Origin of the sequence: Gordonia sp. 135 (genome assembly GCF_009720185.1) — a bacterium.
In the GTDB taxonomy this organism is placed as follows: Bacteria; Actinomycetota; Actinomycetes; order Mycobacteriales; family Mycobacteriaceae; genus Gordonia; species Gordonia alkanivorans.
The window spans coordinates 3654479-3678689 of record NZ_CP046257.1; the positions used below are offsets into that span (position 1 = coordinate 3654479).

The window sequence follows — 24211 nt, forward strand, 5'->3', positions numbered from 1 at the left end:
GTGTCCCGATCACGCGTGAGCGCCGAGTACGGCCCGAGCCGCTCGGCCGAGCGCGGTGCCGTATCCCGGTCCGTGTCCGGCCGCGTGCACCGCGAGCGGATGCAACTGATGGAGCTCGACCCTGTCCTCCCAGCCGGGGACCAACGGATGCGTCTTTTGATACCCGACGACGATCTCGTCGAGTAGCGAGCAGCCGAAGAGCGCGAGCATCGCGAGGTCGGTCTCGCGGTGACCCCCGTGCGCTGCCGGGTCGATCAGGACGACGCCCGACGGGGTCCACAGCACGTTCCCGTTCCAGAGGTCGCCGTGGATGCGGGCGGCGGGTTCGTCGTCGTCGAAGGCGCCGCTCGCGATCAGCTCGCAGGCGGCGCGGACGGCGTCGGAGTCCGCGGCGGTCAGGTTGCCCGCATCCCGGGCCGGACGCAGATAGGGCTCGACGCGCTCCCGTGCATAGAATTCGCCCCACGAGTCGTATTCGACGGAACTCAGCGGGCGTCGGCCGATGAACAACTGGCCGTCGAAGCCGGTGGGTGGTGAACCGAACCGCGGGGCACCGGCGTCGTGCATCCTCGCCAGCGCCCCGCCGAACGCGAGGGCGGCCTCGGGGTCGGGACGGGTCGTGTCGAGTTTCTCGAGTTCGATGGCGTCCTCGCTCCCGGCGAGCACCTTCGCGACCGGCGCACCGGCGTCGGCGAGCCAGCGCAGACCGGCCGCTTCGGCGGCCAAGAAGTCGGGATGCCCTCCCGGCGGACCGCTGCCTCGCAGCGTCTTACGGAAGACGCGGCTCACTGAGTGGAATGGTGGTCGCGCGCCCGCTCCTCGAGCTTGGTACCGCTGATGCGCGCGAGCTTGTCGAACCGGTCGTTGGCCACCCGCATCACGATCTCGTAGGGCAGCGCGAACTTCCGTGCCCACCAGTAGCCGAACCGGATGTCGAAGGAGGTGTAGACCATGAAACGGTTCTTGCGGATTCCCTTGAGGATCGCCGCGGCGGCGGTCTCCGGCGACACCGCGACCTTGTGGAAGTTGTTGATGGCGGCCTTGACTCGCGGATCATCGCGGTCGACGCCGACGATCTCGACGGTGTCGACCAGCGGTGTGTCCACCCCACCCGGGCACACCAACGACACCCCGATCCGGTGGCGGCGCAGGTCGAACCGGAGGACCTCGGAGACGCCGCGGATCCCGAACTTGCTCGCACTGTAGGCGGCGTGCCATGGAAGGGCGAGCAGCCCGGCGGCCGACGAGACGTTGACGATGTGGCCGCCGGCGCCTCGTCGGACCATCTGCGGCACAAAGCATTCGATGATGTGGATCGGGCCCATCAGATTGACGTCGACCAGTGACCGCCAGTGCCGGTGCTCGAGGTTCTCGACCGTGCCCCACGCCGAGATCCCGGCGATGTTCATCACGACGTCCATCACGCCGACCTCGGCGTCGACCTGCCGCGCGAAGTTGGCCACCCAGTCGTAGTCGGAGACGTCTCCGGCGACGTGATACAGCACGGTGCCGTCGGCACGGAGGATTCCGGTGACCACCTCGTCGAGCTGGTCGGCGTGCAGATCGGTCAGCACGAGTTCGGCGCCCTGGGCCGCCGCCGCCTCGGCGGTCGCGCGTCCGATCCCACTCGCCGCGCCGGTGATCAGTACCTTGCGTCCACGCAACGACGGCACCGGAGTGTCCATCACCAGGAGATCTCGAATGCCCATGGGGCCGAGGTTAGTCGCCGGAGGCGGGCAGGCTCAGCCGATCGGCAGCTTCCCGTCGAACAGGCCGTACAGAATCGTCAGCATCGCCTTGAGGACCTGCGCCGACACGTCCTGCCCCTGGGTCGTCAGCAGCTGTACGACGGCCTCAGGCTCCTCGGTGGCGAGCAGCTGCTGGACGAATGGGATCACCACGGACAGCCCGCTGGCGTCGTCGGCCAGCGGCACCGACGGTGCGGGGGCAGAGCCGGTTGCCGCGCTGCCGTTGACGTACTTCAGGATGCCGTCGGTGATGGCCATCGCGTACTTGAGCTGGCCGTCGCGTCCGGCCAGTGCGGCGGCCTCGGCCGGGTTGGACAGGTTGCCCATCTCGATGAAAACGGCAGGCACCTTGGTCAGGTTGACCGCGGCGATGTCCGGACGCGTCTGGATGCCGTTGCTCACGCCCGCGTAGTTGGCCGACGGGAATCCCGCGGCGAGGAATGAATCGCGCATGACATTCGACGCCTTGCGCCCCTCACCCGACTGCACGCGGTTGACGGTGGGGTCCGGGATCGGCAACGACGGCACGATCATGTGGAAGCCCTTCTTGGCTCCGTCCGCTCCGCGGCTCGTCGAATCGGCGTGCAGGCTCACCGCCACCGCTGCCCCGGAGCGGCTCGCCGCGGCGGCGCGTTCGTCCACGCAGCCGCCCCAGCCACGGTCGTCGGGCCGGCTGAGCACGACGCGGGCGCCCTGGCTTTCCAGGCCGGCCTTCACCAGCTGGCTGATCTGCCAGTTGACGGTGTGCTCCCTCGCGCCGTTCACCCCGGTTGCGCCGGTCGTCTGGCAGTCCTTCTTGCCGCCGCGCCCGTCGGGCACCTGTGCGCTGAGGCTGCGGCCGGCAGCGCTCGCCTGATGACCCGGGTCCAGGAAGATCGTCTTACCTGCCAGCGCGGCCCCTCGGGCGGGCGCGGCCTGCGCCGGGGCCACCATCAGGTTGGACGCCATCACGGTCGACGCCACCGCCGTCACGGCGAAGGCGGTCGTCATCATGCGCTTCTTCATCATCTTCTGGAACATCGGCGTTTCGAGGCGACGACCACGCGTTTCAGCTCTGGCCATTCGCCTCACTCCTCCCGTTAGGCACCATCGGTCACACTGGTAACAGACTTAACAGTGAAACAGGGTTCGCGGAGTTTGCGAAATGGAAGACCTGGACCTTTGGGATTTCGTTAGCCAGATGTGACATCTCACCCGGCGTGTCGGGTGATCCACGACACGTGTCGCGAGGATCGGCGGTCAGGCCGGCACATGCCGCAGGACGCTGAGGATGCCGTGCTCGTCGGCCGCGTCCTCCGGCCGCGCGATCGCGGCGCGCAGTTCGGCATGCACCGCGTCGGGGTCGAGGCCTCGACCGATGGCGACGAGCTCGGTCGACGGGGTCTGCGACTCCCAGGACCCGCGCTCGACCCGGACGAAACCGCCCACACCGTGGACGACGAACTTCTGCCGGTAGCGAGGCAGGTCGAAGTGCACGATGCCCTTGATCCGGAAGCAGCCGCTCGGGGGCCGCTCCAGAAACCTCGCGAGCCGCCGCGGGTCCAGGGGTTCGTCGCTGCGGAAGGCGACCGCCTCGTACCCGGCGTGCAGATGCTGGCGATCGGAGTGCCCGTGCTCTTCGAGGAAGAGTTCGTCGAGAGTCAGTTGGCCGCTACGGGGTTCGTCGTCGACGGCCGTCTCGTCGATGTCGAACAGCAGCGCGGGGTCGACGCGGGCCTCCTGCGTGATCAGCGTTGCTGCAGTCGGATTCAGCTGGCCGACAAGCTCTTCGACGCCCCGAAGATCCGTGTCGGAGATCAGGTCGGCCTTGTTGACCAGGATGAGATCGGCAATAGCCATGTGCGCGTCGACCTCTGGGTGTTCTTCACGCAACGTGTGGATGTGCGCGGCGTCGACCACATAGACCAGACCGCCGTAGCGGACCCGGGGTTCCGCCACTGCGGTGACCATTCGGATGAGCGACCTGGGTTCGGCGATACCACTGGCCTCGATGACGATCGCATCGATCTTCGCGCTCGGGCGGACGAGAGAGGTCAGCGCGTCGGCGAGTCCGTCGGCGTCGACCGTGCAGCACATGCACCCGTTGCTGAGGCTCACCGCGCCGTCGGCCTGCGCGGACACCAGCAGTGCGTCGATGTTGACCGAGCCGAAGTCGTTGACCAGCACACCCAACCTCGTGCCGGTGGCACCCGCGGTGCGCAACAGGTGGTTGAGCAGCGTGGTCTTGCCCGACCCGAGGAAACCGGCGACGACGATCACCGGAACCGGCGGCCGAGCCGATCGGGACGCGCTCAGGCCAGACATGCCGGACAGATCACCGCGAGGTCCCGGCCTTCGCGATCGGGATGATTGGCCACATTGTTCGTCGGCGCGCCGCATTCGACGCACTGTCCGAGCACCTCGGCGTGATCGGAGAACTCGGTGCTCATGCGGTTGTCGAAGACGTAGAGCGATCCTCTCCAGAGTCCGTCGTCGCGGTAGCGCTCGCCGTAGCGGACAATGCCGCCGTCGAGCTGGTAGACCTCGCTGAACCCGCGATTGCGCATGACCGTGCTGAGGACCTCGCACCGGACGCCACCGGTGCAGTAGGTGACCACCGGACGATCTTTGAGGTGGTCGTAGGCGCCACTCTCGAGCAGCGGGATGAAGTCGCGGGTGGTCTGCGCCTTGGTGACGACCGCCCCGTCGAACCGGCCGACCTGGGCCTCGATCTCATTGCGGCCGTCGAAGAAGACGACCTCGTCACCGCGTTCGTCGACGAGCTGGTGCACCTCTTCGGGCGACAGCCGGATACCGCCGCCGACCACGCCGTTCTCGTCGACGACGATCTCGTCGGGAACTCCGAACGTCACGATCTCCGGACGCACCTTGACACTCAGGCGTGGGAAATCGTCGCCGGTCCCGTCCGACCATTTGATGTCCGCGTCGGCGAACCCCGGGTACGAACGGGTCGCTCTGACGTAGCGTTTGACCGCGGCGATGTCGCCACCGACGGTGCTGTTGATTCCGTGTCGTGACACGATGATCCTGCCTCGCAACCCGAGCGACTCGCACACCGACAGCTGCCACAACCGAATGGCTTCCGGATCGGGCAGCGGGACGAAGACGTAGAACAGGACGATCTTGGGGGTCGACACAATGCAAGGGTACGGAAATCGATCGCGGCGGCCCGTACCCGTCCCCCGCCGGCGGCCGGCTCATTTCGGCCGCGTGATCTGCGCTTCGTTCGCGATCGTGATCACCGCGACAATCGTGACCGTTGCGGGATGTTCGTTACCCACCGACACCACGCCTTCACGAATCGTCATTCCGCCCACCAACGAACTGTCGACCCTCACCGAGCTCGAGTCGGCATCGACAACCACCACCACGGGTGAGGACACGGCACAGAATCTTCCCGATTGGACAATTGGGCGAGTCGTCGCACTCGCTCCCCGGGTCGACAATTCGCGCTTTCATCAGGGATCGGTCACGCCCGATTCACCGATACAGGACTCGTCGGGCTTCCATTTCTCCACACCCGATCGATCAGTCAATTGCTCGACGGGCACCAACGGGAGGTCGTCACTGGCCTGCCGTATCAACGAGGGTGGCGACTCCGGCCCCACGACGCGACGCTCCCGTCCGTCCACGGAGCCGGCCTCCTGTGACTGGGCACCCGATTACGCAATCCTCAGCTCGGACGGCCCGCAACGCGGTGCCTGCACCAATCGCTATCCGGTTCTCTATCGCTCATCAATAGTCGACTTCGGGTACACGATTTCCATTTCCCGATTCTCCTGCCTCGTCGAGACAGTCGGCTTGTTCTGTCTCGAATCGCGGTCGAAAGCGGGATTCTCGGTGACCGACAGCGGATACCGAACAATCTATGCGGCTGATCGTGCGCCCGAAGATCTGGTGGCACTCTCCCCGGAAGAATCGGACGAATCAGCCCGACGTGCGACGACCATCACGTCCACAACTCGGACATCACGGGCCACCACTCGCCCCGAGACACCCCGACTGCGGCCATCCGACAGCAGTACAGTGCCCACTTCCTAAGAATTCTCGGGTCCCGACTTCCCTGAGTCATTTCGATACTTTATGGTCTAGGCGGGGGTTCTCAGCGACTACTCATAGTTTGGGTCTAAGCTGTGCACCGAAGAATAGATCAAAACGGGGTGGATAAGGTTTAATAGACCCCCACGGCCGAGTTGGTCGCATGACACAAATCGAGGGGAAAGCGTTTCATGGCGAAGAAGGAAATCGTTCAGGTCATCGACGATCTCGACGGCAAGGTTTTGGATCAGTACGAAACCGTTCGGTGGTCACTCGACGGCAAGAATTACGAGTTCGACACTTCGTCGAAGCACGCTCAGCAATTCCGCGATTCGCTCTCGAAGTACCTCGACATCTCGCGCCAGACCGGCCGGGTGGGCAAGCGTACGACGGCCACCACCGCAGCCACCGGCGGCGGGCGCAACAAGGAGACCACCAAGGCCATTCGCGAATGGGCCATTCGCGAGGGCTACGAGCTCAGCGACCGCGGCCGTATCCCGCAGAGCATCATCGAGGCCTTCGAGGCCGCACACTGACCGGTCACGCGTGAGGACTTCCTCGCCCGTCCCGAACCACCGCCCGGCTGCACTCGTGCGCCGGGCGGTAGTCGTCTGTGGGGTGCAGACGTGAGGGCGCTCGAACCACTCGGCGCACCGGTCGACCCGGTGGAGGCGTTGGCCCGTATCTCCTGGCTCCTCGAACAGCGGCGGGAAAGCACTTATCGGGTGGAGGCGTTCCGGCGCGCCGCCCAGGCCGCGGCACGACTCTCCTCCGACGAGCTGCGGGACCGTGCGTCGGGCCGAACCCTCACCACGGTGAAAGGGATCGGCAAGACGACGGCGGCCGTCATCGGACAAGCCGTCGACGGCCGGGTCCCGGAGTATCTCGCCCGGTTGCAGGACGACGATCCGACCCACCCGCCGGAAGGTGCCGACGACCTGGTCGCCGCCGTCGTCGGGGATCTCCACGCGCACACCGAATGGAGTGACGGCGGCTCTCCCATCGACGAGATGGCCTCTGCCGCACACGCCATGGGTCACGAGTGGCTGGCCATCACCGATCACTCACCTCGACTGACGGTCGCCAACGGGTTGAGCGCCGAACGGCTGGCTGCCCAGATCGAGGCGATCGATGAGTGGAACAGCAGGCAGGCGAACGGTTTTCGTCTCTTTCGCGGCATCGAGATCGATATTCTCGACGACGGCGCACTCGATCAATCGGACGAGATGATCGAGCGTCTCGACATCGTGACCGCCTCCGTGCACTCTCACCTGCGGATGGACCACGACGCGATGACGGCACGTCTGGTCGCCGCGGTCTCCGACCCGCGCGTCCACGTCCTCGGGCACTGCACCGGCCGCCGAGTGCTCAGCGGGCGCGGCCACCGGCCCCCGTCGACCTTCGACGCCCGTGCAGTGTTCGAGGCGTGCGCGGCGAATGACACGATCGTGGAGATCAATTCGCGTCCCGAGCGCGTGGACCCGCCCGACGAACTGATCGAGATCGCTCTCGAGGCCGGCTGTCTGTTCGCGATCGACTCCGATGCTCACGCACCCGGGCAGCTCGAGTTCAAGGTCCTGGGTGCGCGTCGCGCCGTCGAGCACGGCATCGACCCGGACCGGATCGTCACGACGTGGTCGTCGGATCGCTTGCTGGAGTGGACTTCCCGATGAGCCGGGCAGCGAGGGGAAACAGCAGTACCGTCGTCGCGCCGGCAGCCACCAGGGTGGAGGCGAGGGCTGCGGAGATGAGCTCCGAGGACACCGCGACCTCGGTGACCGCCACGATGATCGGCAGTCCGGTCGCGGCGAACAGAGCCAGCTGACCGCGCTCGCGCGGGTTGTTCAGGAAGTGCTCGTCGTCGAGGTAACGAGCGCTGAACCAGACCGGGACGCCGCGGGCGATCGCGATGGCCAGCACCAGGACCACCCAGGTGCCGGGCTTCGACGCGACCGCGGACACGTCGATGTTCATACCCGAGGTGACGAAGAAGATCGGGATGAGGACCCCGAACCCGATGACCTCCAAGGATTTGCCGACATGCGGATGCTCGGGTCCGATGAGTCGGCGGAGGATCAGTCCCGCGGCGAACGCACCGAGCACGACGTCGAGGTCGAAGACCGCGGCCACCGTCATGAGGGACACGAGCAGCAGGACCACGACGCGCACCGGCAGCTGCACGGTTCCACCGGCCATCTCACCGATGGCCCGTCCGATCCCGGGGACGCGCGCAAGGATGCGTTGTGGGGCAGCCGCGATCAGCAACGCGGCCAACACGAAGAGCACCAGCACGATCACCGCTCCTCCGAAGCTCCGGCTGGTCAGCAACAGCGACATCGCGAGCACCGGTCCGAGCTCGCCGACCGCGCCGTGCGCCATCACCGCACGCCCGAGCCGGGTGTTGTCGAGGCCCGCCTGCTTGAGTATCGGCAGCAGGGTGCCGAGCGCGGTCGAGGTGAGGGTGATCGCGATCGCGATGTGGGCGGTGAAGCCGGCCTCGCCCAGCCCCAGCGCAAGGGTCGTGGCGACCAGTGCCACCGATCCCCAGGCGATGAGCAGACTCACCGCCCAGGACAGCTGCGCGACGCGACCGGTTCTGCCGCTCAACAGCTTCGGGTCGAGTTCATAGCCGGCGAGAAGGAACAGCATGCCCAGACCGAGCTGGCTGAGCATGTCGATGCCCGTGCGATCGGCCCAGTCGAGCGCGTGCGGTCCGATGACGATGCCGAAGACCAGCAGCAACACGGCATCGGGAACGTACCCGCGGGACAGCCTCGACAGCAGCGGGCACACCGCGGCGATGAGGACGATCCAGAACAGCGACACGATCACCGAGGTGTCGGTGGACGCGGACTCGGCGAGAATCATGCAGAACATCCTGGCACGGCGCCACTCTCGTCACGCGAGAGCGTCGCGTTCCCCGACCACACGGAGGCCGTGGCGAACCGGTCAGGTACGGCGGATGATGACCGAGGTCATGCCGGACGCCGATCCGATCAACTCGATGACCGCTCCCCCGGGCCGCGTCGGGGCTCCGGCCTTGTCCTTGACCTTCGACCAACCGGACAGGTGGAGGTCGCGGTGACGGACCTCGTGTTCGGGCCCGAGCTTCAGTTTCACCGTCGACGCCGAGACCTGCAGTTGCACCGAGGTCGACGGTCCGGTGAACCGCGCCGCGGTGAAGTCCAGGTCGACGGTACCCACTGACGCTGTCGCGAGGATCGAGGACGGCACCTCCCACACGCCCTTGCGTCAGACCTCGCTCCAGTCCGCGTCGAGGTGGAGCGGTTCGGCGGCGGGGCCGGTCGGTGCGGCAGCGGGTGGTCCGGGGAACAGCTTGGCGGCGCTGGGGAGATCCTCGAGCACCGTGCGGAGTTCGCGGCGGGTCTTCGCCGTGTACACCAGTCCGGAGCGGTCCTCGAACTCGACGATCTCCAGATATCCCGCTGCGAAGGCATCGTTCAGCAGCGCGATCGCGCGCTCACGCTCGGGGTTCCCGACCCGTAGATCATCATCGGATAGGCGGTCGACCATGTACCCCACCCTAGGCACCGGGCCACGGCGGCTCTAGTCACGAGGGATCAGCGGCGCGTGATCAGGTGCCATCAGCGCCCCGATCCGCGAGAAGATCGGGTTGCCACCGTTCTCGTAGGAACCGTCGGGTCCGAAGGCCGCCGCTTCATAGGTCACCGCGACGGCGATCGAGACCTTCTGGTCGGGAAGGTAGCCGACCACGGCGGCGTAGCCGTTGAACAGCGGGTTCTGGACGAGCCAGTCCCCGGTCAGGACCACACCCATCCCGTAGGTGTAGCGCTCGTTCATCGCCACGCACGTCGCGCATCCGGGCAACGGCCGGGCGATCCCGCGGAGCCTCGTCGACGTCATCGTCTCGTAGGACTCCTTCGAGAGCGTCTCACCGGCGAAGAGCTTGCGTCCGGTGGCCTCGACGTCGTAGATGTTCGACGTCTGGATGGCCCCGTGGGTGATGCTCCACGACGGATTCCAGCCGGTGGTCTCCTCGTAGAACGGCGCTTCCGGAGGCAGTTTCAGGATTCCGCGTCGCTCGGAGGAGTACGCGTGCAGGGCCGGATCGGGGATCGCCGCGGTCAGGTTCGACACGGTGTTACTCAGACCCAGTGGCTCCGAGATCCGTTCGCGGAGCAGATCTTCGACGGGCTTACCGGTGATCTTCTGCAGCGCCAGACCGAGGACCACGTAGTTGGTGTGGGCGTAGTTCCAGTTGGTGCCGGGCTTGTACAGCAGCGGCTTTTCCATTGCGTACGAGAGCATCTCGCCGGTCGTCCACGCCTTGAACGGATTGTTGAGTTCTTCCGTCTCGAACGCGTCGTTGCCGAGAACGTAGTCCTGGTATCCGGAGGTCATGGTCGCCAACTGGCCGAGCGTCACCTCGTCGGCGTGCGGAATCTCCGGGACCCACCTGCCGATGGTGTCATCGAGGGCCACCACCCCCTCGTCGACGAGCTGCAGGAGAACCGCGGCGACGTACGCGATGGCGACGGAGCCGTTGCGGAAGTGCATGTCGGGGGTGGCCGGGATACCGGTCTGGGATTCGCCGAACGCCTTGGTGATCACCTCGTCGTTGTCCTGCGTCACGCGAACGATCACTGCCTTGAGATGCTTCGACGTCATCACGTCTTCGACGATCTGCTCGATCTCGGCAGCCTTCCCGGGGTCCGAGGAGGTGGCCGAGCTCGGCGAATCCGAGGACGAACCGGATGTTCCGCAGGCCGCGAGGGCGGCGACCATCAGTATTGCCACGATCCCCGACCAGCGCTTCGCCATACGGTCAGCATCTGTGACCGACAGCCACCGCATACCCGGATTCGACGGGTATGGCACATATCCGACGAAAGCTAGGTGCGGGCGGCTCGACCGTCGGAATCTCCGTAACGCTCCCTCGTCTCCGGGCCCGCCGCGGGCCCGGCCGTGTAGACGAACCCGGCCCCGTCGACACGCTCACCGGTGTCGGCGTCGACGACCACCGGTTCGACCTCACGGCGCGTCTGTTCGTCGACGAGGATCATCGACCGTTCGTCGGGCGCCAACTGCGCATTGCGCCAGGCCGCCATCACGACGAGCACCGGACGCAACGAGCGGCCGAGTTCGGTGAGCACGTACTCGTGTCGAACAGGATTCTCCTGATATCGGCGCCGTTCCAGGATGCCGCCCTCGACAAGGGTTTTCAGTCTGCTGGTCAGCATGCTCGACGACAGTCCGATGTTCGCCCGGAACTCGTCGAACCTCGAGTAGCCGTCGAAGCAGTCGTGCAGGATCAGCACCGTCCACCATTCCCCGACGATCCCCAACGTCGTCGACAACGGACATTCTCGATCCTCGAGCCTGATCTTGGTGGCCATCGGGTTCCTCTCGTCACCAGTTGGTGCTAATTTAGCAGTGACTTGTTACTTCTGTCGTAGCACCAACCCCTGGGAGATCCTCGTGACGAACACCTCGATTGCGGACTGTCCGGACGCGGTCCGCGCCTTCATGCGGCTGACGACCTGCAACGACCGAACCGCAGCCACCGCATTGTTCACCGAGGACGCCGCGGTCACCGATGATGGCCGCGACCACGTCGGCATCGCGTCGATCCGCGACTGGCTCGATCGCGAGGCGAGTGAGTACACCTACACCACGACCGTGGTGGGCGCATCGAGCTCGCCGACCGACGGAGCCGTGGTGACCACTCGGCTCGAGGGCGACTTCCCCGGCGGCGTGGTCGATCTCGACTACCGGTTCGGCCTCGACGAGCAGGGACGACTCCGCCGCCTGGTCATCGAACCCACGGGCACCTGATCCACCCCGGCGGAGCCTGCGCCGTGGCCGGATCACAGCCCACGCGGGAACGCGTGGCGTAGCGTCGCCGGTGACCCGACCAGCGCGACCCGAGGCGGCGACCATGACCACTGCCCCACCGACGATGCCGGCCGCGTTCATCGGACACGGCAATCCGATGAACGCGTTGGAGCGCAACCGGTACACCGAGGCGTGGCGAGCGCTGGGGCAGGCGGTTCCGAAGCCGCGGGCGATCCTGGTGATCTCGGCGCACTGGTACACCAATGCGACGGCGGTCACGGCGATGCCCCGCCCGCGCACCATCCACGATTTCTACGGGTTTCCGCAGGACCTCTTCGACGTCGAGTACCCCGCTCCCGGCGACCCCGAGGTCGCCGAGATGGTTTCCGACGTCGTCAAACCCACGTGGTGCGGCCACGATCTGGACAGCTGGGGCATCGATCACGGCACCTGGTCGGTGCTCGTCCACACGTTCCCCGACGCCTCGATCCCGGTTCTGCAGTTGTCGCTCAACGCCTTCAAGGACTTCGAGCATCACTACGAGCTGGGCCGCAAACTCGCGCCGCTTCGCGAGCAGGGCGTGCTCATCATCGGCAGCGGCAACATCGTCCACAATCTGCACGCGATCGATTTCGCCAGGGCCGACACCGGTTACGACTGGGCCCATCGGTTCGACGACGCCGCCCGTGAAGTACTGCAGGACAACCCCTCTGACGTCTTGAGCCTCGACGGCCATCCCGACTTCGACAACTCGGTGCCGACACCGGATCACTACTTGCCGCTTCTCTACATCGCTGGTCTCGCACAGGAATCGCCGCTCGATCTGCTCGTCGACGGCCACGCGGCCGGTTCGATCTCGATGGCCGCCTACACGCACGGCCTGGACGTGAAGACGGGAACGTTCGGCGACACGCCGGCCGCCGAACTGCCCGACGGGTTCCCGTCCCTGGACTCGAACATCTGACGCGTCAGGACTTCAGGAACTCGTCGATCTGGTTGATCGCGCTGGTAGCACCTTCGACGACGCCCATGTCGAGCACCTTTTGGAGCGCTTCGGCGGAGTCGTAGGTGCTGATGTAGGTGGCGACGGTCTTGCCGTCCTTCTCCACGAACGCGTACGAGTTACGCGACTCGGGCATGTCGGTGAGCGGGTTGAGGTCCGCGTCGGCGAAACCGTCGAGAAACGTGAAACCGTGTGGCTCGTCGACTGATTCGACCTTCCAGTAACCGCCGAACTTCTCACCTTCGGGACTGGTCATGTAGTAGGTGACCTTGCCGCCCGGCTTGAACTCATGGTCGACGAAGGTCGCGGGATAGGTCGGTGGGCCCCAGATCTTCTCGAGTTGACGCGGATCGGCGTAGATCTGCCAGACGCGTTCGACGGGGGCGGCGAACTCGGCGTTGATGGTGATCGTGCGGGCGTCGAGGTCCGGGGTCACATCGATGACAGGCATTGGTCATTCCTCCGATGGTGTTGCAGTTGTTGGTGTTTCGAGCGAGAGCAGGTCGTCGATGCGCGCGATACGGCCGCGCCACACCTGTTCGAGTTCGGAGAGCATGGAGGCCACCGAACGCACCGCGGCGACATCGCCACTGGCCAGTTGCTCGCGCCCCTGACGACGCTTCGTCAGCAAGCCCGCCTTCTCCAGCACGGCGACATGCTTCTGCACTGCCGCGAAGCTCATGTCGTATTTCGCGGCGAGTACCGAGACCGAGTGTTCACCGGCGAGCACGCGTCGCAGGATGTCGCGACGGGTGCGATCGGACAGCGCGTGGAACAGGGCGTCGGCCCTGTCCTCCTCGTCTGGCGATGTGCCAGTGGTTCCGGCCACACCTCCAACATACAACCAGACGGTTGTATGTCAACCCCTACGCCAGTACTCGTCATGCGTCACCGCGGCACCGCCAGACTTCAGCCCGACATACAGACTTCATCCGAAGTCTGTGCCCCGAGTTGAGGTCGACCGGTCTACGCCACCCTCGGCGAGGACCAGGCCCAACGCGTCACTGCTCGGTGACGCGACCACGCTCGACGTGCCAATGCCGGTCGACGCGGACGTTCGACAGCATCCGCCGGTCGTGGGTGACCAGCAGCAGTGCGCCGTCGTAGGAGTCGAGCGCCGACTCGAGTTGCTCGATCGCCGGGAGATCGAGATGGTTGGTCGGCTCGTCGAGCACCAGCACGTTGACGCCTCGAGCCTGCAGCAACGCCAGCCCGGCCCGGGTGCGCTCCCCCGGCGACAGCTCGCCGACCGCCCGATCGACATGGTCGGCGCGCAGGCCGAACTTGGCCAGCAGCGTCCGAACGTCGGCCATGGTGTGGTCGGGTACGAGTTCGGCGAAGCGGTCGGCCAGCGGCGTCGTACCGGTGAACTGCCCACGCGCCTGGTCGATCTCACCGATCGCGACGTTGGCACCGAGTTGCGCGGAGCCCGAATCGGGTTCGAGGTGGCCGAGGAGGAGCCGGAGCAGCGTCGACTTGCCGGCGCCGTTGGGCCCGGTGATCCCGATGCGCTCCCCGGCGTTCACCTGAATCGAGACCGGCCCCATCACGAAATCGCCTTGGCGCACAACGGCGTTGTTCAACGTCGAGACGACGGAGCTCGATCGCGGCGCCGAGCCGATGGTGAACTCGAGGACCCATTCCTTGCGCGGTTCGGCGACCTCGTCCAGGCGCGCGATCCGGCTCTCCATCTGCCGGACCTTCTGTGCCTGTTTCTCACTGGATTCGGTCGCGGCACGGCGTCGGATCTTGTCGTTGTCGGGCGCTTTGCGCATCGCGTTGCGGACCCCCTGGCTCGACCACTCACGTTGCGTGCGCGCCCGCGCCACCAGATCGGCCTTCTTCGCGGCGAACTCCTCGTACTCCTCGCGCTTGTGTCGTCGCGCCACCTCGCGTTCCTCGAGGTAGCTCTCGTACCCGCCGCCGTACACGGTGTTGGTGTGCTGGGCCGAGTCGAGTTCGAGGACCCGGGTCACCGTGCGCGCGAGGAACTCTCGGTCATGACTGACCAGCACGACGCCGCCGCGGAGGCCTGCGACGACCTCCTCCAGGCGAGCGATGCCGTCGAGGTCGAGGTCGTTGGTCGGCTCGTCGAGCAACACGACGTCGAAGCGGGAGCACAACAATGCCGCCAGTCCCACCCGGGCCGCCTGGCCGCCGGACAGCGCGGTCATGGGGGTGGTGTCCGGGTCGATGAGATCGGTGGCGAGGCCGAGGTCGGCGAGCACCGCCGGCAGTCGTTCGTCGAGGTCGGCGGCACCGGTGGTGAGCCAGTGGTCGAGCGCCGCGGCATAGACGTCGGCGGCATCGTCCGGGGCCGAGTCGTCGGCGAGTGCCGCGGCGGCAGCGTCCATCGCCTGCGTGGCGGCCGTGCATCCGGTGCGACGCCCGACGTACTCGCGGACGGTCTCACCCGGAATCCGCTCGTGTTCCTGCGGAAGCCAGCCGACGAAGGCGTCCGACGGTGCCCGCGACACCGATCCCGCCAGCGGCGCGAGGTCGCCGGCCAGGACGCGCAGCAGCGTCGTCTTGCCCGCCCCGTTCGCTCCGACCACCCCGACCACATCGCCGGGAGCGACGGTGAGGTCGAGGTGATCGAACAGGACGCGGTGGGCGTATCCGCCCGCGACATCCTTGGCGACGAGAGTTGCGGTCATCGGTCAATGGTCGCACCACCGATGACCTCGGCCGTGCCCGGTCAGCCCCGGGGCTCCCCCGGACTCGGAGCGGGGGCCGGCTCGTCGGGCGCCCTGCCCAGCGCGAACGTTCCGTTCCGGAACATCAGCGGATACAGGATGCCGCCGATGAGGCCGCCCAGCAACGGGGCAAGCCAGAACAACCACAGCTGGCCGGGGGCACCGTTCCCGTTGAAGAACGCGACCGCCGTCGAACGTGCCGGGTTCACCGAGGTGTTGCTGATCGGGATCGAGACGAGGTGGATCAGCGTCAGCGTCAGACCGATGGCCAGCGGGCCGAATCCCGCTGGAGCCCGGTCGTCGGTGGCGCCGAGTACGACGAGCAGGAAGAACGCGGTGAGGACCACCTCGGCGATCAGGACGGCGAGCAGGGTGTAGTTGTTCGGCGAGTGGTCGCCGTAACCGTTGGCCGCCATGTTTCCGGTCGCCTCGAATCCGGGCTTCCCGCTGGCGATGACGTACAACAGGGTGCCGGCGAGCAGGCCGCCGGCGACCTGCGCGACCCAGTAGCCTGGGAGATCCTTGACCGGTAGGCGGCCGCCGACCACCGCACCGAGCGTGATTGCCGGGTTGAAGTGCGCGCCCGACACATGCCCGACGGCGTAGGCCATCGTGACGACCGTCAATCCGAACGCCAGCGCGACGCCGAGCAACCCGATGCCCAGCTGGATGAGGGTGTCTCTGTCATCGCCGGCGCTCGCGACGTACTTGGCAGCGAAGATCGCGCTGCCGCAACCGCCGAAGACCAACCAGAAGGTGCCGAACAACTCGGCGAGCAACCGGCGTGGAGTACTTGCTGTCATGAGACCGTGTCTCCTTCGCCCGGCTCGTCGACTACAGGCACGGCAGCGCCGAGCCGGTCCCAACCACCGCCTACCGAGTGGAGCGCAGTGGCCCCTGCGGTGTCTGCGGGTTCACCGATCTCATGCCAAGAATTGACCTTCCGCGTCCCTCAGTTCGAGGACCGCCCGCGGCCACGGGTCGACATCCTCATTCGACTGCATGAAATACGGCATGCGTCGCGCGGTGGCAACGGTCGGGATCGACACGGTCACGCCGCAGCCCGGAACCAGCATTGACCTGCAGCGACAATCCAGGCATCACTCACGATTCGTTTTTCTCGGACACCGCCGAGGGCGTCAGTGTGCGCGGTACTCTCCCCGAGTCGACGACCGCCGCGAGCCGTGGGTCGTGTTCCGCTGAGAGAAGGAGCCAATCGTGGGCAGTCCCTACGATCCGAACGAGCCCACCCGGCTCGGCCCGCAGGGTGGACAACCCGGGCCCGGCCAGCAGCCGTATGGCCAGCAACCCCCCGGCCAGCAGCCGTATGGCCAGCAGCCCTATGCGCAGCAGCAATCCTACGGCCAGTTCGGGCAACAGCCCTATGGGCAGCAACAACCGTACGGTCAGCAGCCCTATGGGCAGCAACCCTACGGTCAGCAACCGCCTCCGCCCCCGTCGTCCGGCGGTGGCAAGAAGTGGTGGTTCATCGGCGGTGGCGGACTCCTGCTCGTGCTCATCGTCGTCGTGGCCGTCGTCCTGGCGTTCACGCTGGGTGGCGGTGACAACAGCTCCGACGAGCCGAAGGTGCCGACCGCGTCGGCTGTCGCCATGCTGCTGCCGGAGTCCGAATTCCCGGACATCACCGGCGAATTCACGCTGGAGACCGAGCAGTCCGACGACGACGGCACCACCGTCGACAACGAGAAGTGCGCGCAACTGGTGAACACCCCGGACACCAGCGCCGACTTCGCGCAGCGCGAACTCTCCGAGACCGTCGACGGCGGCGAGGTGTTCTTCGGCCTCGACCAGTACAGCGCCGACGTGACCAAGCCTGCCGATGGTGGCTACGACGACTTCGACGACATCCTCTCCGCCTGCGAGACCTTCACGCTGAACCTCGAAGAGGACGGCGAGACCATCCCCGTGGCAATGAAACTCGACGAGCAGACCCTGCCCATCAGCGGCGACTACAAGGCCGTCCGGATGACCGGTCAGTTCTCCATCTCCGACATCGAGGTCCACATGGTGGGCACGCTGGTCGTCGGCGAGGAGCGCGGCGTCTCGTTCTCGGTGTCCCACAACACCTTCAGTGACAGCGCACCGTCGGTCAGCTCCGAGGTGACCAGCAACCTCGCCGAGATGTACACCGCGCAGCGTCAGCAGATCGCCGACGCCGCGTAGCTCGACGCTCAGAGCCGCCATCTCCGTGCGGGAACGCCAGGTGCAGCCCGGCGGTTCGACCGCGGAGGTGGCGGTTGTGCTGTGCCGTCCGAATTCCGCAGGGTTGAGACCTCCACCGACCGGGTACCAACTCACGGCATTGCGTACCGCGAGAGGAAGAGGTGGATGTGGTCGGCACGGACGCTTTCGACAAGATGGTCGAAGTCATCGACTACCCGGTGTTCGTGATCACGACCGTCGCCGAAGGTCGACGCTCGGGATGTCTCGTGGGGTTCGCCACCCAGACGAGCATCGACCCACGACGCTTCCTGATCGGGATCTCCCAGGCCAATCACACGCACGGTGTCGCAACGGCCGCCGAGTATCTCGCGGTGCACCTGATACCGAGCGATCACCGGGAACTCGCGGAACTGTTCGGAGGACAGACCGGCGACGAGATCGACAAGTTCGAGCGCTGCCGATGGTCGGCGGGACCGCACGGGTTGCCGATCCTCGAGGACTCGGAGATGTGGTTCGCCGCACGCATTCTCGACCGCATCGATGTCGGCGACCACACGGCGCACATCGTCGAACCGGTCGATGGCGCGATACTCGTCGACGATCCCGAGCGGGATTCGTGGGTCAGCTTCGCCGACACCCGCCACATCGAGCCGGGACACGACGCATGAGCGACCAGACCGACGTGCAGAACGGCACCGGCTTCGACGCGCCGGCCTTCGCCGAACGTCTCTACGCCGACTTCCCCGAGGGACTCCGCACCAACATGGTGATGAGCATCGACGGCTCGGTCAGTTTCCGCGGCCGTGTCGGCCCGCTGTCCTCGCCGGCCGACCGCGCTCTCTTCCACGCTCTCCGCGCGTTGTCCGATGTCGTGCTCGTCGGAGCCGCCACCGCACGCGTCGAGAAGTACGGTCCCCCTACCCTGTCCGACGAACTGACCGAGTTACGCTCGCGCAACCGGTGGCCAGGGGCGTCGGACATCCCGCGCCTGGCAATCGTCACGCTGACCTGCACACTGCCCGAGCGGTCGCTCGACGTTCCGCCCGAACATCGTCCGATCGTCATCACCTCGGCACAGGCCGACACCTCCGCGGTGCGGGGTCGAGCGGAGATCATCGCGCTCGGTGACGACGGCATCGATCTGACCGCCGCGATCGCCGAACTACGCGCCCGAGGCTTGCGACGCATCAATTGCGAAGGTGGCCCGAGCCTGCTCGACAAGCTGTCCGAAGCCGACCTGGTCGACGAGTTCTGCGTGACGATGGCACCCCAGGTGACCGCCGAAGGCAACCCGGTGACCGACCCCGCCGCCGCTGTGCGCAGCCCGCTCGACGCCCCTCGTCGATTCCGGCTCAAGCACGCCGTCCCGCACGGCGACGACGTCTTCCTGCGCTACGTGCGGTGACTTCGGCGGCCCCGTGCAGTTTCCCGGCGGTTCCACCGGGTACCCGCGGCCATGACCACATCCAGCGAGACCCGCCGGTTCGACGTCGTCGTCGTAGGCGGCGGCAACGCCGGCATCAGTGCCGCAGCACGCCTGATCCGGCGCGGCGCCCCCGACGTCGCGATCGTCGAGCCCCAAGCCGTACACACCTACCGGCCGTTGCTGTCCTATGTCGGTGGCGGACAGGCGACCCTCCGCGACGCCGAGCGCACCCAGCGTTCGGTGACCCCGGAGTCTGCGACCTGGCTGCGGGATTCGGTGACGTCGATCGATGCAGTCCGACGGACGCTCCGGTGTGCGTCGGGAATCGTCGTGGAGTACCGAGATCTGGTCCTGGGGGTCGGTCTCGTACCCGACTCGGACGCGATGCCCGGCATCGGTGAGACGATCGACGACCCGTCGGTGACCAGCAACTACCTCGATCGAGCGGCGAAGACCTGGGAGCTGGTGACATCGATGCCGCGCGGTGGTCGAGCGGTGTTCACGGTGCCGCGATCCCCGGTCAGCTGCACCGGCACCACCCTCAAGCCGCTGTTCCTCGCCGCCGCGCACTGGGAACGTACCGGAGTCCTCCCGACGCTCGACATCACCCTGGTCGTGGACCGCCCGGCTCTGCTCAGCATCGACAACCTCGACGCCCGCCTGTTCGCCCGTCTCGACGAGCTCGGAATCCGTGTCCTCCTGGATACCGGGGTGCAGTTACATCCCGGCGGCAGGCGGGTCACTGCGACGTCGGCTCACCACACCGAGGAGCTGGAGTTCGACATGCTGCATGTGGTGCCGCCCTTCCGCGGCCCGTCGATGATCGAGGAGTCGGGACTCGCCGGGGACCAGGAGCGCGGCCTCGTCGACATTTATCCGCACACTCTCCGTCATCGCACCCATCCTGAGGTCTGGGCGATCGGCGACGGTGCCGCAATCGCCACCGATCCGTCCGGAGGCGGACTCCGTCGGCAGGTCGAGATCCTGACCGACAACGTTCTCGCCGCACGTGACGGCGGGACCATGCGCGATTACGACGGGTACACCGTCGCCCCGATCACGACCGCATCGCATCGCCTCATCGCGGCAGAATTCGACCGGGACGGAAACCTGGCCTCAGCGCTGCCGTCCTTCGTCGATCCCCTGAAGCCCCGTCGCAGCGCCTGGGCGTTCGACCGTTACGTGCTTCCCCGCCTGTACTGGAATCTGATTCTGCGAGGACGAGTCTGAGCTAACGTCTGCGCCATGAAACCGGACCGCACCAGATCCATCGTGTGGACCCTCGCGGCGGTCGCCGTGATCCTCGTAACCGTACTCGTCGGGCTCAGCGTCTACGCCGCGACGAAGAACGGAGATGACCGCGCGGCGCCCGCTCCGGTCACGGTGACGGTCAGCAACACCCCGACCGAACAGCGGCCGCCACGTCCGACACCGCCGCCCCCGGTCACCGCCCCACCGACCCAGACCGGGTCGACTCCGACGGAGGGCGGCTTCTGTTACGAGTCGGAGGCGCGTTCCTTCGGGACCGCCGCCGATGGAACGAGTCTGGTGTGCGTCTACATGGGCGCGTCCGGCGGTTACCGATGGGCTCGCCACGCAGAGAACGACGGATCGGTGCACAACCTCGGCGAGCCCTGCGACCCTGCGGTCGACAAGGTCGCCCAGGATCCTTCCGGAAGGGCGATCATGTGCGGCGGCCAGTTCTGGGTCGACGGACCTTGAACTGTCACAACGCTTTCGCCCGAAGCACTCTCGCAAGGACAGCGGCTGGCTCCGCTAGGCTCTCGACCATGAGCAAGAAGAAGAGCTGGAAAGAGCTGTCCCCCACCGCGAAGGTCGCCATCGTGGCCGTCGCTGCAGTCGATGCCGGAACCCGCGTGTGGGCCCTGCGGGATCTGGCCGGACGGCGGCCCGAGGAGATCAACGGCCGCAAGCGTGCCTGGATGATCGGCCTGTCGTTCGGTTCGACCGCCGGGATCGCGCCGGCGATCTACCTGCTGTGGGGCCGCAAGCGCCGGGGATGAGGTCACCGGAGGCGCCGTCGAGTGTTCCGCGGAACACTCGACGGCGGCGTAGGACCATCCACGGTCAGGGCACCACCCGGTATCGCAGCATCATGTCGTGATCCTCGTGGTCGAGGATGTGACAGTGCCAGACGTACCCCTGGAGATCCTTGGTGACCATGCCGTGCGCAGGCCTCGCACCGGCGTGGTGGTGGTGCGACGACGGTGCCGGCCGGGCCGCCGACTCACCGGATGACGGGCGTGTCCAGGACTTCGTCGGATCGGACGAGAAGATCGCGTCGGGGTCGAACCCCAGTTCGTCGGCCGTCGGAAAGCGCACGACGATCGAGGTCACGTGCCCGCCGGTGGCGTGCACAGTGTCCTTCCAACCCGCTTCCCAGGCGGCCGGCCCGCGCATCGGTCCGGCGTAGAAGCGGCTCGGGTCCGGCGCCCATCGGTTACCGATCGGCGGCTGCGGGTTCGCCGCCTGGTACTCGACGGTGCGCAGGGGCCGTCGTCCGAGGATGCGGAACATGACCAGGTGCAGGTGGACCGGATGTGGGTCCGGGGTGATGTTGATGATGTCCCAGCGTTCGGTGGTGCCCGCCCGCGGCTTCTCTATCTGGGGGTCGGAGTAGCGCAGGTTGTTCAACGACATGATGGCCGGTGGGACACGCAATTCGTAGGGCTGGGAGACGCTGACCTTCCGGATGCGCTGCGGGGTGGCGATCGGGGGATTCGGGCGGGGCGTCCTCGACCGCCCCTCAGCGTCGTCGGGACGCCCCGGCGGTCGCCGCGTGCTGCGCCGGCGATGAAACGGCAGAACCGCGTCATCGCCACCTCGCCGAGCATCGCCGCTTGGAACGGCGGTACCAGATCATTGCACAGATCCACGGTCTCCCCGGGCGCCAATGAGCTGAAATCGACGAGTAGATCGAAGCGCTCGCCGGGCGCCGCCTGGAATGATCGGGTGGGGACCGGCGCGTTGAGCAGGCCACCCTCGTTGCCGATGACCCAGAAGCGCATGCGGTTGGAGAAGAAGAGATTCCACACCGAGAACGACGCCGCGTTGATCAGCCGGAAACGGTACAGCCCGCGGGCCACCGTCGTCTTCGGCCACACCTTGCCGTTGACCAGGCCGCGGTCGCCGACCGCTCCGCCCTCCCACATCCCCTGGGGGACCACGGGCGTCGAGCGTAGCGACTGATGTCCGTCGGCGCGTAAGATCTTCTCCTGCAGGATGAGCGGGATCTCGTACTCACCGGCGGGAAGACCCAGCGGGTTCTGGGGCGTACCCGTGTCGTGGTCGTCGCGCAGGAAGTACATCCCGGCGAGTCCGGCATAGACGTTGGCGCGCGTGATCGCCATCGCGTGGTCGTGATACCAGAGGTGGCCGGCCTCTTGACGATTGGGGAACTCGAACAGCGCTGTGCCGTGATGCGGCAGCATCAGCCGTTCGGGGTTGCCGTCGAACTGGGGTGGGGTGACGCCGCCGTGGAGGTGCATCGAGGTGACCGGCTCGTCGCGATACCGTTCGGAGACACCGTGCAGTGATGTGTCCAGATCCGCTGCGAAGACGTGCTTTCCGAGTTCACTGCGATAGTGCACGGTGGTCTGCTCGCCGACATGCGCCTCGATGGTCGGCCCCAGGTACGACTCGTTGTTGTACGCCATCGTCGGCACCTTCGGCTGGTCGCGATGGAACCGGTTGCTGGTGGTGCGGGCGACGATCTCGATCGGCTTCGACGGCGACGAGGCGATGGTGCGCGGTACGGGAAGGTCGTCGACGTACGGAACCATCTCCGGTGAATGGAAGATGGTCGGCAGCTTGATGGGCGGCAGCTTCGCGGCCGGCAGCGGATCCCCGACTGCAGGCGGGGCGCCGAGACGGCCCGCCGTTGCAGCCGACGCGGCCGCGGCAGTTGTCCCCCACAGAAATTGCCGACGATTGATCCTCTGCCCCACGCGATCCCCTTACCCCGGACGACTCGAAACTGATGAACCATACCACCGGTATGGTTCTCCGGACACAGCTCCGTGCAACCCTCGAATGCCGGGTCGTCGCGGGTCGTCGTGGTGTACTCGGTCACGCGCATCGTCCGCGCCGACCGGAGAGGACCGCCCGAAAGATGCCCGAGTCCCGTCGGAGTTCACGCCTGGGCGCCACCGACTGGGTAGACGCCGCATTCGCACTGCTCACCGCCGAAGACGGAGGTGAACACGGGGTCACGATCTCCCGTTTGTGCACGACGCTGGAAGTCACCAAGGGCAGCTTCTACTGGCACTTCAGAGACCTCGACGCCCTGTGGGAAGCGATGGCCGTGCGCTGGCAGGAGGAGAACCGCCGACGCATCACCGACGTGGACGAGCTCTCCGAGATGCCGCCCGACGGCCGCCTGATCGCTTTGTCGACGATGCTGATCGGCAAGGATCATCTGACGGTGGAACGCGCCATCCGTAGCCGGGCGCGCAGCAACGCCAACATCGCCGACACGGTGCGCAACATCGACGCGGAGATCTTCCAGGCGGTCGAGGCCATCGTGGGTCAGTTCGGGATGGGCCCGGGCGAGGCCCGCCTGTTGTCCGGCGTCCTGGTGTACGCCGGGATCGGCTACATCCACGGACACGAAGGGCTACCGACCATCTCCCCGGACGACATACAGCGCGCGATACCCGGGTTGTTGTCCTTGACCCTGGCCCAACCTTCTACCGATCCGGAACCGCCTGCGTCGGACAGCCCCTGACGCTGCGACTCACCCTGTAGTAGAAATCGCTACCTCAAATCACAAGCGCTAGTTCGCGAATGCATCCTCACATCAGTTCAGGAAGTACACATTCGGTCAGCGGCGCGAGATCCGAGGGCAACACCGAGCCGTCGAGCGGCAGCCAGCGCAATTCGGCGATCTCGGCTGCGGGACTCAAGGCGCCCGCATCCCGATCCAGCGGCGTCGAGCAGACGAAGACCGCCGCCTCGACGTCGAATCCGTCCTCGTTGGCGGCCGCGGCCCGGTAGTCGCCGCGCGGCTGGAGTTGAGAGGGACCGAGTTCGAGCTGTAGTTCCTCCCGGCACTCCCGGATCGCGGTCTGCAGCGCACTCTCGCCGGGTTCGGGCTTGCCCCCGGGGAACATGAATCGGGTGGTGCCGCGCTTACGCACGGTCAGGACTGCACCGGTGGAATCCCGAAGGACCACCGCACTCACCCGGATGACAGCTGACTCGACCACCCAGCCACTGTAGAGCCCGCGCCCGACCGGGGGCTCTACCAGCGGTCGCGTCCGAGTCCCCGGACCGATCC

24 protein-coding genes and 2 pseudogenes are annotated in these 24211 nt (G+C 66.6%); 11 read left to right on the top strand and 15 right to left on the bottom strand.

Features of this window, described 5'->3' with window-relative positions; all coding sequences use genetic code 11:
• Positions 1-9 precede the first annotated feature (9 nt).
• From GKZ92_RS16640 to trhO, 5 genes are all read right to left on the bottom strand, one after another.
• Positions 10-789: a fructosamine kinase family protein gene (locus tag GKZ92_RS16640; protein ID WP_035751066.1), complete on the bottom strand. Its 780-nt coding sequence runs from the start codon at positions 787-789 to the stop codon at positions 10-12.
• Positions 786-1709 carry an SDR family oxidoreductase gene (locus tag GKZ92_RS16645; RefSeq protein WP_006357387.1) on the bottom strand — a complete coding sequence of 308 codons (924 nt, stop codon included), beginning with the start codon at positions 1707-1709 and terminating at the stop codon, positions 786-788. The genes GKZ92_RS16640 and GKZ92_RS16645 overlap by 4 nt, the downstream gene beginning before the upstream one ends.
• Positions 1710-1742: 33 nt before the next feature.
• Positions 1743-2768 (bottom strand): N-acetylmuramoyl-L-alanine amidase, encoded by a 1026-nt coding sequence (locus tag GKZ92_RS16650; RefSeq protein WP_155225731.1) that lies wholly within the window; start codon positions 2766-2768, stop codon positions 1743-1745.
• Positions 2769-2987: 219 nt separating this feature from the next.
• Complete coding sequence (locus GKZ92_RS16655) at positions 2988-4052, bottom strand: CobW family GTP-binding protein (protein WP_075863843.1); 1065 nt, start codon at positions 4050-4052, stop codon at positions 2988-2990.
• Positions 4040-4885 carry an oxygen-dependent tRNA uridine(34) hydroxylase TrhO gene (gene trhO / locus GKZ92_RS16660; protein ID WP_006357384.1) on the bottom strand — a complete coding sequence of 282 codons (846 nt, stop codon included), beginning with the start codon at positions 4883-4885 and terminating at the stop codon, positions 4040-4042. The genes GKZ92_RS16655 and trhO overlap by 13 nt, the downstream gene beginning before the upstream one ends.
• Positions 4886-5977: 1092 nt before the next feature.
• On the opposite strand from trhO, the gene GKZ92_RS16665 reads away from it, so the two are divergent.
• Positions 5978-6322 (top strand): histone-like nucleoid-structuring protein Lsr2, encoded by a 345-nt coding sequence (locus GKZ92_RS16665; RefSeq protein ID WP_006357382.1) that lies wholly within the window; start codon positions 5978-5980, stop codon positions 6320-6322.
• Between the two features lie 90 nt (positions 6323-6412).
• Positions 6413-7459 (top strand): PHP domain-containing protein, encoded by a 1047-nt coding sequence (locus GKZ92_RS16670; RefSeq protein WP_035751056.1) that lies wholly within the window; start codon positions 6413-6415, stop codon positions 7457-7459.
• Here the strand turns inward: GKZ92_RS16670 and GKZ92_RS16675 are convergent.
• The 4 genes and pseudogenes from GKZ92_RS16675 to GKZ92_RS16690 all read right to left on the bottom strand — a co-directional run bounded on the left by GKZ92_RS16675 (position 7413) and on the right by GKZ92_RS16690 (position 11164).
• Positions 7413-8654: a cation:proton antiporter gene (locus tag GKZ92_RS16675; RefSeq protein WP_006357380.1), complete on the bottom strand. Its 1242-nt coding sequence runs from the start codon at positions 8652-8654 to the stop codon at positions 7413-7415. The genes GKZ92_RS16670 and GKZ92_RS16675 overlap by 47 nt on opposite strands.
• 81 nt (positions 8655-8735) lie before the next feature.
• Positions 8736-9320 (bottom strand): annotated as a pseudogene (locus GKZ92_RS16680) (DUF1707 SHOCT-like domain-containing protein).
• 33 nt (positions 9321-9353) lie between these two features.
• Positions 9354-10589 (bottom strand): serine hydrolase domain-containing protein, encoded by a 1236-nt coding sequence (locus tag GKZ92_RS16685; RefSeq protein ID WP_155225446.1) that lies wholly within the window; start codon positions 10587-10589, stop codon positions 9354-9356.
• A 71-nt stretch (positions 10590-10660) separates the two neighbouring features.
• Positions 10661-11164 carry a winged helix-turn-helix transcriptional regulator gene (locus GKZ92_RS16690; protein ID WP_035751052.1) on the bottom strand — a complete coding sequence of 168 codons (504 nt, stop codon included), beginning with the start codon at positions 11162-11164 and terminating at the stop codon, positions 10661-10663.
• Between the two features lie 82 nt (positions 11165-11246).
• Here GKZ92_RS16690 and GKZ92_RS16695 point away from each other — a divergent pair, with 82 nt between their 5' ends.
• Both GKZ92_RS16695 and ygiD read left to right on the top strand, forming a co-directional pair.
• Entirely contained in the window at positions 11247-11603 is a 357-nt protein-coding gene (locus tag GKZ92_RS16695; protein ID WP_006357376.1) for a hypothetical protein, read from the top strand.
• A gap of 103 nt (positions 11604-11706) precedes the next feature.
• The gene (gene ygiD, locus GKZ92_RS16700; RefSeq protein ID WP_006357375.1) at positions 11707-12567 is read left to right on the top strand and encodes a 4,5-DOPA dioxygenase extradiol; all 861 of its coding nucleotides are present in this window, start codon (positions 11707-11709) and stop codon (positions 12565-12567) included.
• Positions 12568-12571: 4 nt separating this feature from the next.
• Here the strand turns inward: ygiD and GKZ92_RS16705 are convergent, their stop codons facing one another.
• From GKZ92_RS16705 to aqpZ, 4 genes are all read right to left on the bottom strand, one after another.
• A complete protein-coding gene (locus GKZ92_RS16705; RefSeq protein ID WP_006357374.1) occupies positions 12572-13057 on the bottom strand; it encodes an SRPBCC family protein in 486 nt (161 codons plus the stop codon).
• A gap of 3 nt (positions 13058-13060) precedes the next feature.
• Positions 13061-13435, bottom strand: a complete 375-nt coding sequence (locus GKZ92_RS16710; protein WP_006357373.1) for an ArsR/SmtB family transcription factor — start codon at positions 13433-13435, stop codon at positions 13061-13063.
• Between the two features lie 172 nt (positions 13436-13607).
• Positions 13608-15263, bottom strand: coding sequence for a ribosomal protection-like ABC-F family protein (gene abc-f / locus GKZ92_RS16715; RefSeq protein ID WP_006357372.1), 1656 nt, complete (start codon positions 15261-15263; stop codon positions 13608-13610).
• 41 nt (positions 15264-15304) lie between these two features.
• Entirely contained in the window at positions 15305-16105 is an 801-nt protein-coding gene (gene aqpZ / locus GKZ92_RS16720; protein ID WP_035751045.1) for an aquaporin Z, read from the bottom strand.
• 415 nt (positions 16106-16520) lie between these two features.
• Here aqpZ and GKZ92_RS16725 point away from each other — a divergent pair, with 415 nt between their 5' ends.
• The 6 genes from GKZ92_RS16725 (at position 16521) to GKZ92_RS16750 (ending at position 20936) form a co-directional block, all read left to right on the top strand.
• Positions 16521-17486, top strand: coding sequence for a hypothetical protein (locus GKZ92_RS16725; RefSeq protein ID WP_155225447.1), 966 nt, complete (start codon positions 16521-16523; stop codon positions 17484-17486).
• 194 nt (positions 17487-17680) lie between these two features.
• Positions 17681-18154: a flavin reductase family protein gene (locus GKZ92_RS16730; protein ID WP_196222053.1), complete on the top strand. Its 474-nt coding sequence runs from the start codon at positions 17681-17683 to the stop codon at positions 18152-18154.
• Positions 18151-18891: a pyrimidine reductase family protein gene (locus tag GKZ92_RS16735; protein WP_155225449.1), complete on the top strand. Its 741-nt coding sequence runs from the start codon at positions 18151-18153 to the stop codon at positions 18889-18891. Before GKZ92_RS16730 ends, GKZ92_RS16735 begins: the two co-directional genes overlap by 4 nt.
• 51 nt (positions 18892-18942) lie before the next feature.
• The gene (locus GKZ92_RS16740; RefSeq protein ID WP_155225450.1) at positions 18943-20142 is read left to right on the top strand and encodes an NAD(P)/FAD-dependent oxidoreductase; all 1200 of its coding nucleotides are present in this window, start codon (positions 18943-18945) and stop codon (positions 20140-20142) included.
• 15 nt (positions 20143-20157) lie between these two features.
• Positions 20158-20634, top strand: a complete 477-nt coding sequence (locus GKZ92_RS16745; RefSeq protein ID WP_155225451.1) for a hypothetical protein — start codon at positions 20158-20160, stop codon at positions 20632-20634.
• Between the two features lie 68 nt (positions 20635-20702).
• On the top strand, positions 20703-20936 hold the full coding sequence (locus GKZ92_RS16750) for a hypothetical protein (protein WP_155225452.1): 234 nt from the start codon (positions 20703-20705) through the stop codon (positions 20934-20936).
• A gap of 64 nt (positions 20937-21000) precedes the next feature.
• On the opposite strand, the pseudogene GKZ92_RS16755 reads toward GKZ92_RS16750, so the two are convergent.
• Positions 21001-22589, bottom strand: a pseudogene (locus GKZ92_RS16755) (multicopper oxidase family protein).
• Between the two features lie 455 nt (positions 22590-23044).
• Between GKZ92_RS16755 and GKZ92_RS16760 the strand changes: the two are divergent.
• Positions 23045-23659 carry a TetR/AcrR family transcriptional regulator gene (locus tag GKZ92_RS16760; protein ID WP_155225453.1) on the top strand — a complete coding sequence of 205 codons (615 nt, stop codon included), beginning with the start codon at positions 23045-23047 and terminating at the stop codon, positions 23657-23659.
• A 67-nt stretch (positions 23660-23726) separates the two neighbouring features.
• Here GKZ92_RS16760 and GKZ92_RS16765 read toward each other — a convergent pair whose 3' ends face one another.
• A complete protein-coding gene (locus GKZ92_RS16765) occupies positions 23727-24140 on the bottom strand; it encodes an NUDIX hydrolase (RefSeq protein ID WP_155225454.1) in 414 nt (137 codons plus the stop codon).
• Between the last annotated feature and the right edge of the window lie 71 nt (positions 24141-24211).

Excerpts from the sequence above, each read along its gene's own strand:
- GKZ92_RS16675 (WP_006357380.1), bottom strand. The coding sequence starts at position 8,654 with ATGATTCTCGCCGAGTCCGCGTCCACCGACACCTCGGTGATCGTGTCG.
- GKZ92_RS16645 (WP_006357387.1), bottom strand. The coding sequence starts at position 1,709 with ATGGGCATTCGAGATCTCCTGGTGATGGACACTCCGGTGCCGTCGTTG.
- GKZ92_RS16665 (WP_006357382.1), top strand. The coding sequence starts at position 5,978 with ATGGCGAAGAAGGAAATCGTTCAGGTCATCGACGATCTCGACGGCAAG.
- GKZ92_RS16650 (WP_155225731.1), bottom strand. The coding sequence starts at position 2,768 with ATGTTCCAGAAGATGATGAAGAAGCGCATGATGACGACCGCCTTCGCC.
- GKZ92_RS16705 (WP_006357374.1), bottom strand. The coding sequence starts at position 13,057 with ATGCCTGTCATCGATGTGACCCCGGACCTCGACGCCCGCACGATCACC.
- abc-f (WP_006357372.1), bottom strand. The coding sequence starts at position 15,263 with ATGACCGCAACTCTCGTCGCCAAGGATGTCGCGGGCGGATACGCCCAC.
- ygiD (WP_006357375.1), top strand. The coding sequence starts at position 11,707 with ATGACCACTGCCCCACCGACGATGCCGGCCGCGTTCATCGGACACGGC.
- aqpZ (WP_035751045.1), bottom strand. The coding sequence starts at position 16,105 with ATGACAGCAAGTACTCCACGCCGGTTGCTCGCCGAGTTGTTCGGCACC.
- GKZ92_RS16655 (WP_075863843.1), bottom strand. The coding sequence starts at position 4,052 with ATGTCTGGCCTGAGCGCGTCCCGATCGGCTCGGCCGCCGGTTCCGGTG.
- GKZ92_RS16745 (WP_155225451.1), top strand. The coding sequence starts at position 20,158 with ATGAAACCGGACCGCACCAGATCCATCGTGTGGACCCTCGCGGCGGTC.
- GKZ92_RS16750 (WP_155225452.1), top strand. The coding sequence starts at position 20,703 with ATGAGCAAGAAGAAGAGCTGGAAAGAGCTGTCCCCCACCGCGAAGGTC.
- GKZ92_RS16685 (WP_155225446.1), bottom strand. The coding sequence starts at position 10,589 with ATGGCGAAGCGCTGGTCGGGGATCGTGGCAATACTGATGGTCGCCGCC.
- GKZ92_RS16740 (WP_155225450.1), top strand. The coding sequence starts at position 18,943 with ATGACCACATCCAGCGAGACCCGCCGGTTCGACGTCGTCGTCGTAGGC.
- GKZ92_RS16760 (WP_155225453.1), top strand. The coding sequence starts at position 23,045 with ATGCCCGAGTCCCGTCGGAGTTCACGCCTGGGCGCCACCGACTGGGTA.
- GKZ92_RS16730 (WP_196222053.1), top strand. The coding sequence starts at position 17,681 with ATGGTCGAAGTCATCGACTACCCGGTGTTCGTGATCACGACCGTCGCC.
- GKZ92_RS16735 (WP_155225449.1), top strand. The coding sequence starts at position 18,151 with ATGAGCGACCAGACCGACGTGCAGAACGGCACCGGCTTCGACGCGCCG.
- GKZ92_RS16690 (WP_035751052.1), bottom strand. The coding sequence starts at position 11,164 with ATGGCCACCAAGATCAGGCTCGAGGATCGAGAATGTCCGTTGTCGACG.